General features: G+C 56.8%; 9 protein-coding genes. 5 read left to right on the forward strand and 4 right to left on the reverse strand.

Features of this window, described 5'->3' with window-relative positions; genetic code table 11:
* Positions 1-805 precede the first annotated feature (805 nt).
* Together ACN1C3_RS05945 and ACN1C3_RS05950 are read left to right on the forward strand one after the other, a co-directional pair.
* Positions 806-2,308, forward strand: a complete 1,503-nt coding sequence (locus ACN1C3_RS05945) for an ATPase domain-containing protein (protein WP_419114865.1) — start codon at positions 806-808, stop codon at positions 2,306-2,308.
* Positions 2,305-3,975 (forward strand): ATP-binding protein, encoded by a 1,671-nt coding sequence (locus ACN1C3_RS05950; RefSeq protein WP_419114866.1) that lies wholly within the window; start codon positions 2,305-2,307, stop codon positions 3,973-3,975. The genes ACN1C3_RS05945 and ACN1C3_RS05950 overlap by 4 nt, the downstream gene beginning before the upstream one ends.
* 36 nt (positions 3,976-4,011) lie before the next feature.
* Here ACN1C3_RS05950 and ACN1C3_RS05955 read toward each other — a convergent pair whose 3' ends face one another.
* The 4 genes from ACN1C3_RS05955 to ACN1C3_RS05970 form a co-directional block, all read right to left on the reverse strand.
* Complete coding sequence (locus ACN1C3_RS05955) at positions 4,012-4,389, reverse strand: response regulator (protein WP_419114867.1); 378 nt, start codon at positions 4,387-4,389, stop codon at positions 4,012-4,014.
* A 79-nt stretch (positions 4,390-4,468) separates the two neighbouring features.
* Positions 4,469-5,650, reverse strand: coding sequence for a hybrid sensor histidine kinase/response regulator (locus ACN1C3_RS05960; RefSeq protein ID WP_419114868.1), 1,182 nt, complete (start codon positions 5,648-5,650; stop codon positions 4,469-4,471).
* Between the two features lie 103 nt (positions 5,651-5,753).
* On the reverse strand, positions 5,754-6,569 hold the full coding sequence (locus tag ACN1C3_RS05965; RefSeq protein ID WP_419114869.1) for a CheR family methyltransferase: 816 nt from the start codon (positions 6,567-6,569) through the stop codon (positions 5,754-5,756).
* Entirely contained in the window at positions 6,570-10,061 is a 3,492-nt protein-coding gene (locus ACN1C3_RS05970) for a response regulator (RefSeq protein ID WP_419114870.1), read from the reverse strand. It lies immediately after the preceding gene.
* 263 nt (positions 10,062-10,324) lie between these two features.
* On the opposite strand from ACN1C3_RS05970, the gene ACN1C3_RS05975 reads away from it, so the two are divergent.
* The 3 genes from ACN1C3_RS05975 to ACN1C3_RS05985 all read left to right on the forward strand — a co-directional run bounded on the left by ACN1C3_RS05975 (position 10,325) and on the right by ACN1C3_RS05985 (position 13,099).
* Complete coding sequence (locus ACN1C3_RS05975; protein WP_419114871.1) at positions 10,325-10,696, forward strand: response regulator; 372 nt, start codon at positions 10,325-10,327, stop codon at positions 10,694-10,696.
* A 132-nt stretch (positions 10,697-10,828) separates the two neighbouring features.
* A complete protein-coding gene (locus ACN1C3_RS05980; protein ID WP_419114872.1) occupies positions 10,829-12,121 on the forward strand; it encodes a glycosyltransferase in 1,293 nt (430 codons plus the stop codon).
* Between the two features lie 72 nt (positions 12,122-12,193).
* The gene (locus ACN1C3_RS05985) at positions 12,194-13,099 is read left to right on the forward strand and encodes an AraC family transcriptional regulator (RefSeq protein ID WP_419114873.1); all 906 of its coding nucleotides are present in this window, start codon (positions 12,194-12,196) and stop codon (positions 13,097-13,099) included.
* The last annotated feature ends 500 nt before the right edge of the window (positions 13,100-13,599 follow it).

The following is a 13,599-nucleotide window of genomic DNA, read 5'->3' on the forward strand; positions in this document are numbered from 1 at the left end:
GGTGTCGTTGGCTGACGTAAAGATCAAAAGATCGCAGCCTGCGGCAGCTCTTATCAAACAAAAAATAGCTCATTGAAATAGATAGCTTTTTGTAGGAGCAGTCGGTCGACGCTCGATTGGTCCGGGCGGCGTTCCGACGATGGCGATCTCAAGGACGCCATCGCCGGCAAGCCGTGCTCCTACAAGTGTTCTATGCGCGACAGCGCGGCGTCGAAGACGGGGCGACCCCTCCTCCTACGGTTTTGCGTACACCTGTTATCTCAAGGGTGAATTGGCTTTTGATTTGCTTTTGGTCTTGATCTACCCGCCCCTTCGGCAGGCCGAGTGGAGGTGTTCATCAGGGGGTTGGCGCGAAGCGCCGTCAGCGAAGCTGACTCCGCCGCATTGCGGCGCCCCATGATGGACGCCGGAGCGAGGGGACGCGGAGCCTTAGCGACGCGCCGTACGCTCGGGGCGAAGACTTTTGGTTACTTTTTGGCGTCTGAAAAAGTGACACGCTGTAAGAGCGGAACCATAAGCGGCCGTTACCGCAGAAATGGATATGTACATCTGCAAAAGACAGGCCGGCTGTCAGGCCGCCATCGCGAGCAAGCTCGGCTCCTACAAGTGTTCTCCGCGCGACAGCGCTGCGTCGAAGACGGGGCGACCCCTCCTGCGGGGTATGCGTCCACCTGATAATCCACAGATTTCTCAGACGCAGAATAAAAGGTTGAACCGCCACCGTGCGCTAAGGTCAAGTGAGAAGGCAGTGGTTTTCGGCTATCCAGCCTGCTGCCGCTTACCCTTGGTCATGAGAGGGCATTTATTGTCTATATCTAACGAGTTGAGCACTGCAAAAGCCGCCATCGGCATTGAAGGGCTGGACGACATTCTTTCTGGCGGATTGGCGCGCGGCCATGTGTTTTTGCTCGAAGGTGAGCCCGGGACCGGCAAGACCACCGTGGCCTTGCATTTTTTGTTGGCAGGCGCCCAGGCGGGCGAACGCTCGTTATATATCACGCTGTCGGAAACCGAGCGTGAACTGCGTCAGGGGGCGCTGTCCCACGGTTGGGAACTGGACGAAAACATCCATATTTTCGAGCTGACGCCGCCCGAAAGCCTGCTCAACCCCGAACATCAGCAAAGCCTGCTTTACTCCTCTGACCTTGAACTGGGCGAAGCCACCAAGCAGATTTTCGACATCGTCGAGCGGGTAAAACCGACCCGCGTGGTACTCGACAGCTTGTCCGAGATCCGCCTGCTCGCGCAGAGCTCATTGCGTTATCGACGGCAGATTCTGGCGATCAAACACTATTTCGTCCGCTATGACGCCACTGTTCTGCTGCTGGACGACCTGACCACCGAATCCCTCGATAAAACCGTGCACAGTGTTGCCCACGGAGTGATCCGGCTCGAAGAACTGACCCCCAACTATGGTGCGGAACGTCGGCGGGTTCGGGTGGTGAAATATCGCGGACAGAAATACCGCGGTGGTTTCCACGACTTCACCATCATGGGCGATGGCGTGCACGTGTTCCCCAGACTGGTGGCCGCCGAACATCGCGGGGGCTACGCCCGTCAGCAGCTCACCAGCGGTATTGTGGCAATGGATGCCCTGTTGGGTGGCGGTATCGAAACTGGCTCCAGCACCTTGATCCTCGGTCCGGCCGGTACCGGCAAATCGTTGATCTCGATGATTTTCGCTGCCGCAGCGGTGGCTCGTGGGGAAAAAGCTGCGTTGTTCATCTTCGATGAAGAGCTCGGCTTGCTGTTCGAGCGGATGAAGAACCTGGGCATTGATCTGCAAGCGCTACGAGCCACTGGCAATCTGATGATCGAACAAGTGGATGCTGCCGAGTTGTCCCCCGGCGAGTTCTCCTATCGCGTGCGCCGCTGTGTTGATGAAAGCGACATCAAAACCGTGATCATCGACAGTATCAATGGCTATCAGGCCGCCATGCCGGAAGAGAATGCCCTGGTGTTGCACATGCACGAGCTGCTGCTGTACCTCAATCGCCAAGGCGCTGCGACCTTCATGACCGTTGCGCAGCATGGTCTTGTGGGGGACATGAAGGCCCCCGTCGATATCACCTACCTGGCTGACACGGTGATTCTGTTGCGTTACTTCGAAGCGCTGGGCAAGGTCCGACGGGCGATTTCGATCATCAAAAAACGTACCGGCAACCACGAGTCAACCATTCGTGAATACCGCATCAGCGGCCAGGGCATGACCATCGGCGAACCGCTTGAAGCGTTCCAGGGTGTCTTGCGCGGCGTTCCGACTTACCTGGGCGCCAGTAACCCGCTGCTCAAGGATGAAGGCCAGTGACTCAACATCGAGCGATTTACGAGCGCGCGATCATTCTCGCGCCGCTGGGACGTGACGGCCAGCTTGCGCTGATGATGCTCAACGAGGGCGGTTTCAGCGGCGTCGCCGTCCAGGATCTGAACCAATTGTGTACTGAGCTGGATCAGGGGGCCGGCTTGCTGATCATCGCCGCCGAAGCCTTGCGCGGCGCGAATCTTGAACCGCTGATGCACTACCTTGAACAACAACCGGCCTGGTCGGACTTGCCCCTCGTGTTGCTCACGCACCATGGCGGCCCGGAGCAAAACCCCTCCTCACAGCTGGGCGCGCTATTGGGTAACGTCACGTTCCTGGAGCGACCTTTTCACCCGATGACGTTGATCAGTGTGGTGACGACAGCGCTTCGTGGTCGACGTCGGCAGTATGAAGCCCGGGACCGCTTGATCGACCTCAGTGAAAGTGAGCTGCGTTTGCAGAACACCCTGGAAACCCTCGAACAACAGGTCGAGGAGCGTACCGCCCAATTGCGTCACAACGAAGAAGCGCTGCGCCAAGCGCAAAAAATGGAAGCGGTCGGGCAGCTCACGGGGGGGATTGCGCACGATTTCAACAATATGCTGACCGGAATCATCGGTAGCCTGGAGTTGCTGCGCAGGCGCCTGTCCCGAGGCCGTACCGAGGATCTGGACAGTTTGATCGATCTCGGCGTGACCTCGGCCAACCGCGCCGCCGGGCTGACTCACCGGCTGCTGGCCTTCTCCCGGCGGCAATCGCTGGACTCCAAACCGGTGGAGATGAACACGCTGGTCACCTCCATGGGCGAGCTGCTGCAGCGCAGTCTCAACGAAAGCATCCATTTGGACATGCAGCTGGACGAGCAACTGTGGGTGGCTGAAGCGGATCCCAACCAACTGGAAAGCGCCCTGCTCAACCTGGTACTCAATGCCCGGGATGCCATGCCCGACGGCGGGAAACTGGTGGTAACAACCGCCAACCGACATCTGGACGCCCGTTTCACCGAAGCCCAGAGCAACCTCGAACCGGGCGACTATGTGGTCTTGAGTGTCAGGGACTCCGGTTGCGGTATGCCGGAACACATTATCAACCGCGCCTTCGATCCATTCTTCACCACCAAGCCAATCGGCCAGGGTACCGGGCTGGGATTGTCGATGATCTATGGGTTCAGCAAGCAGTCCCACGGCCATGTCACGATCGAGAGCGAAGTCGGTGAAGGCACCACGGTGAGCCTGTTCCTGCCGCGTTTCACCGGCAACCTGGGGCAAAACGCGCGGATTGATCAACAGCAGGCGCCTTATGCCAGAGAAGGTGAAACCGTGCTGATCGTCGAGGATGACCCCGCCGTACGCGTGCTGGTCAGTGAGGTACTGAGCGAGTTGGGGTATGCCTTCGTCGAAGCGGGTGATGCCAGCAGCGCGATGCCGATTCTCGACTCTGACCAGCGTATTGACCTGCTGATCAGCGATGTGGGGTTACCCGGCATGAACGGCCGTCAGTTGGCGGAAATTGGCCGACAGTTCAGGCCAGGGCTCAAAGTACTGTTCATCACCGGCTATGCCGAGCACGCCGCGGTGCGCGGTGGATTCCTTGATCCCGGGATGCAGATGATCACCAAACCCTTCACCTTCGATCTACTGACGGCGAAAGTGCGCGAGATGATCAGTGCGTGAAGGGTTTGGTAGGCAGTACGAGTTTGCCCCCTGGTTTTATGAAAGCATTTCCTGAATTTTCTCTTGCAAGGTATTCAGGTCGAAGGGTTTTTCCAGGATCGGTGCAGTCAATGTGATGGGACTGCCGGACTCGCGAATTTCAGCCGCATAGCCGCTGATAAAGATCACTTTAAGGTCCGGGCGCAACTTGACTGCGGGTTCGGCAATCATCACACCCGTGATGCCACCCGGCAGTCGATAGTCGGTAATCATCATGTCCAGATGCGGTTTACTGGCCAGAATCTCAAAGGCTTGCTCGCCGTTTTCAGCTTGCAACACCCGATAGCCCAGACCCGAGAGGTAGTCGGCGAGGAGCATCAGGATTACCGGTTCATCTTCGACGATCAATACGACGTCTTGTGCATCTTCACTCATGGGCAAGCCTATGTTCGGTCAATAGCTGCCAGATACGACCATTCGGTCAGGCAGAGGTTGCGTTGTGTGCGGCTGTTTTCTAAAGCGGCAGACAAACGCGAAATAAAGAGCCTTCGTTAATCTTGCTTTCAACAGCGATGGAGCCACCATGGGCGGCGACAATCTGCTCGGAAATGAACAGTCCGAGGCCCAACCCGGCCACTGCGGTTTTCGCCGACACTCGCTCGAACTGCTGAAAAATTCGCGCCTGGTTCTCTTCGCTGATACCAATACCATGGTCACGTACTTCGACCCGTGCCTGGCCCTCTTCGGCATACACGCGCACGTCGATCGAGCCCTTGGCGCCATAACGTAAAGCGTTGGTCAGTAGATTGGACACCACCTGCTCAATGCGGAACTCGTCCCAGCTGCCCTCGACCGGATGATCGGCGACAAAGCTCACCAAGGATTCTGCCGCATCGACCTGCGGGGCGAAGTTTTGCAGAAGATTGCGCACCAATTGCGCCAAATCAAAGCGGCTGGGGCGGATCGACAACTTTCCAGTGCGAATCCGCGAGACATCGAGCATGTCTTCAATCAGCCGAATCAGGCTTTTGATCTGTCGCTCGTCGCGATCGACCATGGCGTGCATCTTGTCCAGCGTAAAGGCCGCTGCATTGTCTCGGGCCAGATGCATTTTGCGCAGCTGGGTTTCCAGAATCAGTCCGTTCAGCGGCGTGCGCACTTCATGGGCGACGATCGACATAAAGTCGTCGCGCATGCGCACCGCTTGTTCGAGTTCGCTTCGCGTGTTCTGCAACTGCTCGAGCAGTGCTTCCTGTTCGCGGCGGCTTTGCTCCAGGGCTTCGACCTGTTGCTTCATGGCCTTGCTTTGCCGGTAAAGATCGACAAACACATTGACCTTGCTTTTCACTGCATGGATATCCAACGGTTTGTGCAAGAAGTCCACGGCCCCGCTTTCATACCCCTTGAAGGCGTAATTCAATTCACGGCCGGCGGCGCTGACAAAAACAATCGGAATATTCCTGGTTTTCTCCGTGCCACGCATCAGCTCGGCCAGTTCGAACCCATTCATACCCGGCATCTGCACATCGAGAATGGCCATGGCGAATTCGTGTTGAAGAAGCAAAGACAAGGCTTCGTCAGCGGACAGCGCTTTGTACACCGTGCGGTCTTCACGCTTGATCAGCGCTTCGAGGGCCAACAGATTCTCCGGCAGATCATCGACGATCAGCAGCTTGGCCTGGATATTACTTAACATGCGATTCGTTCCAGCTCGACAAGCAAACGGCTGATGCCGCGCAAAGGGAGCATGTAGTGAGTCTCGACCCGAGGCAGGTGTGTTCGCTTGGCGAGGCCACTGTTCATAATTTGCGGTAGATCCGTTCTTGTTTGACCAAAGGCTCGAATTGCTTGCCATACGTGGAAAAATCCAGGGTTTCCTTACTGCCCAACACCAGGAAACCACGATGGCAGAGCGACTCGTGAAACAAGCCGAAGGCACGATCCTGCAAGTTTTTATTGAAGTAAATCAGTACGTTACGGCATGAAATTAATTGAGTTTCTGAAAAGACGCTGTCGGTCGCCAGGCTGTGATCGGCGAAGGTCACATTGTCGCGCAAGGTCTTGTCGAACATCGCATAGTCATACGCAGCAGTGTAGTAGTCGGCGAACGAACACTGGCCGCCGGCCTGCTGATAGTTGTGGGTATAGGCACGAATATTTTCCAGCGAGAAGATGCCCTGCCTGGCCTTTTCCAGCGAGTGCGGGTTGATGTCAGTCGCGTAGATGATGGTGCGCTCCAAAAGTCCTTCTTCACGTAACAGAATGGCCATGGAGTAGACCTCCTCTCCGGTGCTGCAACCGGCGATCCAGATCTTGATCGAGGGATAGGTCTTGAGCAGCGGCACCACTTCCTGACGAATGGCCAGGAAGTGCGAGGGATCACGAAACATCTCGCTGACCGGAATGGTCAGCAGTTGCAGCAACTGCATGAACGCCGTCGGGTCGTGCAGCACCCGTTCCTGAAGCGCAGAAATGGTTTTGCACTCGAACTGATGCAGCGCGTGGTTGACCCGGCGCTTGATCGAGGCGCCGGAGTAATCGCGAAAGTCGTAGCTGTACTTGAGGTAGATCGCCTCGATCAGCAGACGCAGTTCGATCTCGGTATTTCGCTCCACTTAGATTCGTTCCATCTTCGGTAACCACACACGAATGAGCGAGAACAATCGATCCAGATCGATGGGCTTGGCCAGGTAATCGTTTGACCCCGCCTGCAAGCAGCGCTCTTGATCGTCCTTCATAGCCTTGGCCGTCACCGCAATGATCGGCAGTTTGCGCCAGCGCGGATCCTTACGAATCTCGATCGTGGCTTCAAAACCGTCCATCTCCGGCATCATCACGTCCATCAGCACCAGATCGATATCATCAACCTCATTCAGTCTCTCAATCGCCTCGTGGCCGTTTCGACCAATGACGACGATTGCACCCTTTTGCTCAAGGGCGCTGGTGAGGGCGAAGATATTGCGTACATCGTCGTCCACCAGCAGCACCTTGCGACCCTCGAAGACCCTGTCGCGGCTGCGGGCGGTCTTGAGCATTGTTTGCCGCTCATGGGACAACCGGGATTCGACTTTGTGCAGAAACAGCGTCACTTCATCCAGCAGACGCTCTGGCGAGCGCGCACCTTTGATGATGATCGAGCGCGAATACTTGCGCAGATCAGCCTCTTCATCGCGGGTCAGATTACGCCCGGTGTAGACAATGACGGGTGGGAATGAACAGATGTCTTCGGTGGACATACGCTTGAGCAGGTCATTGCCCAGCATGTCCGGCAGCTTCAGATCGATGATCATGCAGTCGAAGATGTTGGTGCGCAGCAGGTCCAGCGCCTCCTGAGCCAGGCCGACCGCAGTGATCTCGATGTCATCATCGCCGATCAGCCGGGCAATGCTGTCGCGTTGCACGTCATCGTCTTCTACCAGCAGCACCCGCTGGACCTTCTGGGTCAGCTTGGCTTCCAGGCGTGCGAACACGTCCTTGAGCTCTTTGCGAGTGGTGGGTTTGACCGCGTAGCCAATGGCGCCCATGTGCATGGCGGCTTCGACGCGATCCTCGACCGAAATCACGTGCACCGGGATGTGCCGGGTTTCGGCATGTTCCTTGAGGCGTTGCAGCACCGTCAGCCCGGAGTGATCCGGCAGGCGCATGTCCAGCAGGATCGCATCCGGAATAAACTGCGTGGCGAGGCTGTAGCCCTCGTCGGCACCATGGGCCACGAGGCACTGATAGCCCAGCTCATGGGCCAGATCGAAGAGAATGTGCGCAAAGTTAGGCTCATCTTCCACCACCAGGATACAGCGGGTGGTAAACGGCCCCTTGTCGCGGTCATCGGCAAAACGCGGAATCTCGACTTCGCTCACCGCAGGCAAGGGAGAAACCTTGAACGCTGCGGGTGCAGCGACCACCCAGGCAGCCCGCATGGGCACAGTCGGCACTTCGCCAGGCTCGACATACTGCTCAGGCAGCACCAAGGTAAAAATGCTGCCCTGACCCGGCTCACTGGTGACGCTGATGGAACCACCGAGCAGCGCCGCCAGGTCGCGGGAGATCGACAAGCCCAACCCGGTGCCGCCGTAACGGCGGTTGATAGTCCCGTCTGCCTGGCGGAAGGCTTCGAAGATACTTTCCTGGTGGTCCAAGGCAATGCCAATCCCCGAGTCACGCACGGTAAAGGCAATGCCTTCGCCCGGATGGCGAGAAACGGTCAGGCTGACGTTGCCCCTCTCGGTAAACTTTAACGCGTTGGACAGCAGGTTCTTGAGAATCTGCTCCAGACGCTGACGGTCAGTAAAAATCATCTGGGGCGCGCCGGCCTGCAATTCGATTCCGAATTCCAGGTGTTTTTGCGCAGCCAATGGCTGGAACATCCCGCGCAAGGCCTCCACCAGACGCTCCACATGGGTGTTTTCCGGACGCACTTCCAGCTTGCCGGCCTCGACCTTGGAAATATCGAGAATGTCATTGATCAGGTTCAACAAGTCGTTGCCGGACGAGTAGATCGACTCGGCGAACTTGACCTGTTCAGCGCTGAGGTTTTCTTGTGGGTTTTCAGCCAGCAACCTGGCCAGAATCAACGTGCTGTTCAGCGGTGTACGCAGCTCGTGGGACATGTTGGCCAGGAATTCAGACTTGTATTTGCTTGAGCGCTGCAGCTCTAGCGCACGCTCCTCCAGCTGTACTTGCGCCTCACTCAACTCACCATTTTTGTGGTCCATCGCGTCGCGCTGCTCAGCCAAAGCCAGGGCCTGTTCGGCCAACTGCTCGTTGGTCTGTTCCAGCTCAGCCTGTTGGATCTCCAGATGAGTCTGGGATTGCTTAAGGATCCGCGACTGTTCTTCAAGCTCCTCGTTGGCCGTCTTGAGTTCTTCCTGCTGCACTTGCAGCTCTTCATTGAGTTGTTGCGATTGGGCGAGCACTTCCTGCAAACGCTGACGATAGCGTGCGGCTTCGATGGAGGTGCCGATATTGTCGGCAATCAACTCCAGCAACTCGACATCGCGGTCGGTCAACGCGCGCAGGAAACCCAGTTCAATGACACCGTTGACATGGTCGTCGTTATTGATTGGCACCACCAACACACTGCGCGGCACGCCTTCACCCAATCCAGAGCTGACTTTGAAGTAATCGGCAGGCACATCATCCAGGCGAATCAAACGATCTTGCTGCGCCACCTGGCCGACAATGCCTTCACCGCTAAAAATGGTCTGATCGCGCTCTTCCTGTTCACGGGAGAAACCATACGACGCTATGCGTCGTAGGCCACCGTGTTCTTCACGCACATACATAGCGGCGACGACGGTTCCCAGGTATTGCGCGCAAAACTGCAGAATATTGCGTCCCAGCACATTCAACGTCAGTTGACCCAGTACCTGTTCGGCCAGCTCGGTCTGACCATTGCGCAGCCAGGCTTGTTGCTCAAGACGTCGCGCACTCTTGCGTTGTGACTCGAGGTTGTATTTATAACTATTTGAAATACCTAGTAAATCTCGCCGACCGATGTAGGCCAGCAAGGCGCTTATACCGAATACGAACAGCAGATACAGAGTGATGCTCAGGACCGTGGTACGGCTGACGTCCTCATTACGATTGACCCGTAATTGCTGTTCCGTGGCGATGAACTCGTCATATTCCTTACGCGCCTCGTCTGTCAGTCGCTTGCCCCGTCCCGCTTGAACAACGCCGCGGTAATCACCGTTTTGTCGACGCAGATCAATCATCATCTGCGCATAGTTGTTCCATTCACTTTGCAAGGATTCCAGACGCTTGAGGCGATCGACCTGTTGGGGATTATCGGCCACCAGGTCCTGCAAGCCGCGCAGCTCGGAAATGATCCGCGGCTTGGCCGTTTCATAGGGGTCAAGGAAATGCTCGTCGCCGGTGATCAGAAAACCGCGCATCCCGGTTTCCAGATCGATGGTCAGCTTCACGGCTTCGTTGGCGTTATTGATCACCCGGCCGGTGTGCTCGACCCACTGGATCACCGACAACAAATAGGTGATCAATGAAACAAAAAAGACTGCACTGAGCACCCCCACACCCAACGGCAGACTGACGTTGCGGCTCAGGAGCTTGCGAAAACTCTGCTCATCAACCGAAGACGGAGGGGTCATTTGAAGGCCTTGGTGAGGTGTTAAAAACCACGGAGTTTGCCCCCAAAGTCGGGAGAAAGAACTATTTTTCTGACAGCTTAGTGCGCAATTTCCTATGTCGTACCTGCCCAGGGTCCAACAGACCGGTTATTCTTGAAGGCCGTTGTACAGCTATGCTTTTTTGTACAGCTTCGGGAACTTGTCGGGGTCTGCCATTTACTGATGCTAAAGGTCGGCAGTTTCACCGCCCGGCATCCATGACTTCATATTCTTGAGAGACCCTCATGTCCGCCACCGCCTCCACCATCCTAGTAGTCGAAGACGACGCCATCGTGCGCATGCTGATCGTTGACGTGCTCGAAGAGCTGGAGTTTAAGGTGCTCGAAGCCGATGGCAGCGAGGCGGCCTTGAGTTTTCTTGAAGACAGCGTGCAGACCATCGACCTGTTGATGACCGATGTCGGGCTACCTGGCATGGACGGTAAAGAATTGGCCTCGCGCGCTCGTGATCTTCGACCCGCGTTGCCCATCCTGTTTGCCAGTGGCTACGCCGAAAGCATCGAAGTCCCTGTCGGCATGTCGGTCATCGGCAAGCCCTTCTCTATCGATCAACTGCGGGACAAGGTTCGCGGCATGCTCCCTACCCCTCAGGCATAGGTATCCACACATTTTTTGATGCTTGGCAGGGCTACGGAGCCATATCGGCCGCGAGTATTCGCTTCACCTGTGATTTAATTGCGCCCCTCGCGACCCCCTCCTCCCCCTGCCCGCTTCAAGGAATTCCCGCTCATGAGTCAGACTGTCGCAACCAAAGTCCTGGTCATTGGTTACGTCTGGCCCGAGCCGCGTTCCTCCGCCGCCAGTGGCCACGTGATGCAGATCCTCGAGACTTTTTTGCAGCAAGGCTGGGACGTCACCTTCAGCAGTCCTGCGGGCATTGGCGAGCACAAGGCTGATCTGCTCGCGCTGGGTATTCGTGAATGCCCGATCGAATTGAACAACAGCAGTTTCGACACCTTTGTCGCCGAGCTTGCCCCGAATATCGTGCTGTTCGATCAGTTCATGATGGAAGAGCAATTTGGCTGGCGTGTAGAAAAACAATGCCCTGACGCCCTGCGCGTACTGGAGACATCCGACCTGCAGAGTCTGCGCCATGCTCGTCACCAGCGACTCAAGGAACGTCTCAAAACCAGCGATGACCAGAACGACTTCAGTGCACTGTTTGCCCCTGCCTTACGTGAAGAGTTCGAGCACATGGCCGACACGGATCTGGCCAAACGGGAAATTGCCGCGCTCTACCGCTGCGATCTGAGCTTGATGATCTCCGAAGTCGAAATCGATCTGCTGGTCGAGCAGTTCGAGGTTCCGCGCGCTTTGCTGCATTGGTGCCCGTTAATGCTCGACAACCCGCTACCGGAGTTTTCCCCCTTCGAAGACCGCGCGCACTTTCTGAGTATCGGCAACTTCCGCCATGCGCCGAACTGGGACGCGGTGCTCTGGATGAAAACCACCCTCTGGCCGCTGATCCGTCAGCAACTGCCCGGCGCGCAGTTGCACATCTATGGTGCTTACACACCACCCAAGGCCACCGCTTTACACAACGCGGCGCAAGGCTTCCATGTCATGAACTGGGCCGAAGACGCTTTGCAAGTCATGTCCAGCGCGCGGATCTGTCTCGCTCCGCTGCGCTTCGGTGCCGGGATCAAAGGCAAGATTGTCGATGCCATGCTCTGTGGCACGCCCAATGTCACCACGCCGATTGGCGCTGAAGGAATGAACGGTGACATGCCTTGGCCCGGAGCAATTGCCGAAACCGCAAGTACATTCGCCGATGCCGCAGTGCAGTTGTACAAGGACCAGGCGCTATGGACTCAAGCCCAGGATCGCGGACGTGAACTGTTGGCCGCCCGATACCAGCAACAGGTCCACGGCCCTGCGCTGATCGAGCGCATCACGCTATGCCGGACGAATCTTGCGCAAGCGCGGCGAAACAACTTCACCGGCAGCATGTTGCGTCACCATCACCACAAAAGCACCCAATACATGGCGCAGTGGATTGAGGCGAAAAACCGCAGCAGTTGAAAGCCCTGAGCTGGCGAGGTTCGCTGCAAGGAGGCATTATCGTTTCAGCGATAACAATAAAACGGCCCCAGCATGACCCGAGCAGCCAGAATCACCGACCCTTCCTACGAATTGATGGACGACCACAACGGGTTGTCCATCATCTATCGTCAGCACGGCTTTCCCTGCCCGCTGGTGCGCTGGCATTTCCACAAGGAGTACGAGCTGCACCTGATCGTCGCCAGCTCCGGCAAGGTGTTCATTGGGGACTACATCGGTAACTTCTACCCGGAAACGCTGTTCCTCACCGGTCCCAACTTGCCTCACAACTGGATCAGCCAGATTGCCGAGGACGAAGTGGTGCCCAAGCGCGACATGCTGGTGAATTTCACTGACGAGCTGTTCGAAAGCGGCCATCAAGTGTTCGCCGAGCTCAAGGCCCTCACGCCTTTGCTCGAACGCGCGCAATACGGGATCGAGTTCCGTTGCAAACACACGATCCGCCAGGCGATGACCCTGATGCAGCGCATCGCCGACTCCAAAGGGGTGACCCGACTCGGGCATTTTTTCATTCTGCTGGAACTGCTGGCTGCGACCGACGATTACCAATTGCTCTCGGGCGCGACGACTCCGCAACTGGCCGATGAGCACAATATCGACCGCACCAACCGCGCGGTGGATTACATCTTTGCCCACTACGCCCGCGAATTGCCCCTCGAAGAAGTCGCCGAACATCTGGGCATGAAGCCCACCTATTTCTCCCGGGTGTTCAAGCAAGCCACCGGCCGCTGCTTCATCGAGTTCGTCAATCGCTTGCGTATCAGCAAGTCCTGCGAGCTGTTGGCGGATGGCGACAAAACGGTCACCGATGTGTGTTTCGAGTCGGGCTTCAACAATATTTCCAATTTCAATCGACGTTTTCAGCAGCTCAAGGGCATGACGCCCACTCATTACCGGCGGCTCGCTGTACAGCGGTTGACTGAGCAGAATCTGGGCTGAGCCCTATCAAAATCAAGATCGAAAGATCGCAGCCTGCGGTAGCTCCAGGAGAGCGCGTGCGCGTAAGCCCAGGCCGGCCGGTAGGCCGCCTCGCTTTTGATCTTGATGCACCGCCCCCTCACGCCGAACGAAAGGGGCAAGAGCCCTTGGTTACTTGGGGCTTTTCCAAGTGACCCGCCGTAGGGGCGGAACCCTAAGTGGCCGTTACCGCAGGAATGAATATGTACACCATCAAGAGACTGGTCGGCTGTCAGGCCGCCATCGCGAGCAAGCTCGGCTCCCACAATAGTTTTGGGTATATCCGTAAGAGATAGGTCGGCTGTCAGGCAGCCTTCGCGAGCAAGCCCGCTCCCACATTTGCTGAATCGTTTATGCCGATTTACCCCTGCTTTTCCCTCCAGTGCAAAAAAGTATCGATTCAAGTGTCATGGATGATTTGTCATCGCGCCGTTTGAGGGCTGTAATCAGCCCACATTCTTCCCTACCTACGGAAGACATAA

Source organism: Pseudomonas sp. H11T01, from assembly GCF_048515765.1.
Lineage (GTDB): Bacteria > Pseudomonadota > Gammaproteobacteria > Pseudomonadales > Pseudomonadaceae > Aquipseudomonas.

Excerpts from the sequence above, each read along its gene's own strand:
- ACN1C3_RS05985 (WP_419114873.1), top strand. The coding sequence starts at position 12,194 with ATGACCCGAGCAGCCAGAATCACCGACCCTTCCTACGAATTGATGGAC.
- ACN1C3_RS05975 (WP_419114871.1), top strand. The coding sequence starts at position 10,325 with ATGTCCGCCACCGCCTCCACCATCCTAGTAGTCGAAGACGACGCCATC.
- ACN1C3_RS05960 (WP_419114868.1), bottom strand. The coding sequence starts at position 5,650 with ATGTTAAGTAATATCCAGGCCAAGCTGCTGATCGTCGATGATCTGCCG.
- ACN1C3_RS05955 (WP_419114867.1), bottom strand. The coding sequence starts at position 4,389 with ATGAGTGAAGATGCACAAGACGTCGTATTGATCGTCGAAGATGAACCG.
- ACN1C3_RS05970 (WP_419114870.1), bottom strand. The coding sequence starts at position 10,061 with ATGACCCCTCCGTCTTCGGTTGATGAGCAGAGTTTTCGCAAGCTCCTG.
- ACN1C3_RS05980 (WP_419114872.1), top strand. The coding sequence starts at position 10,829 with ATGAGTCAGACTGTCGCAACCAAAGTCCTGGTCATTGGTTACGTCTGG.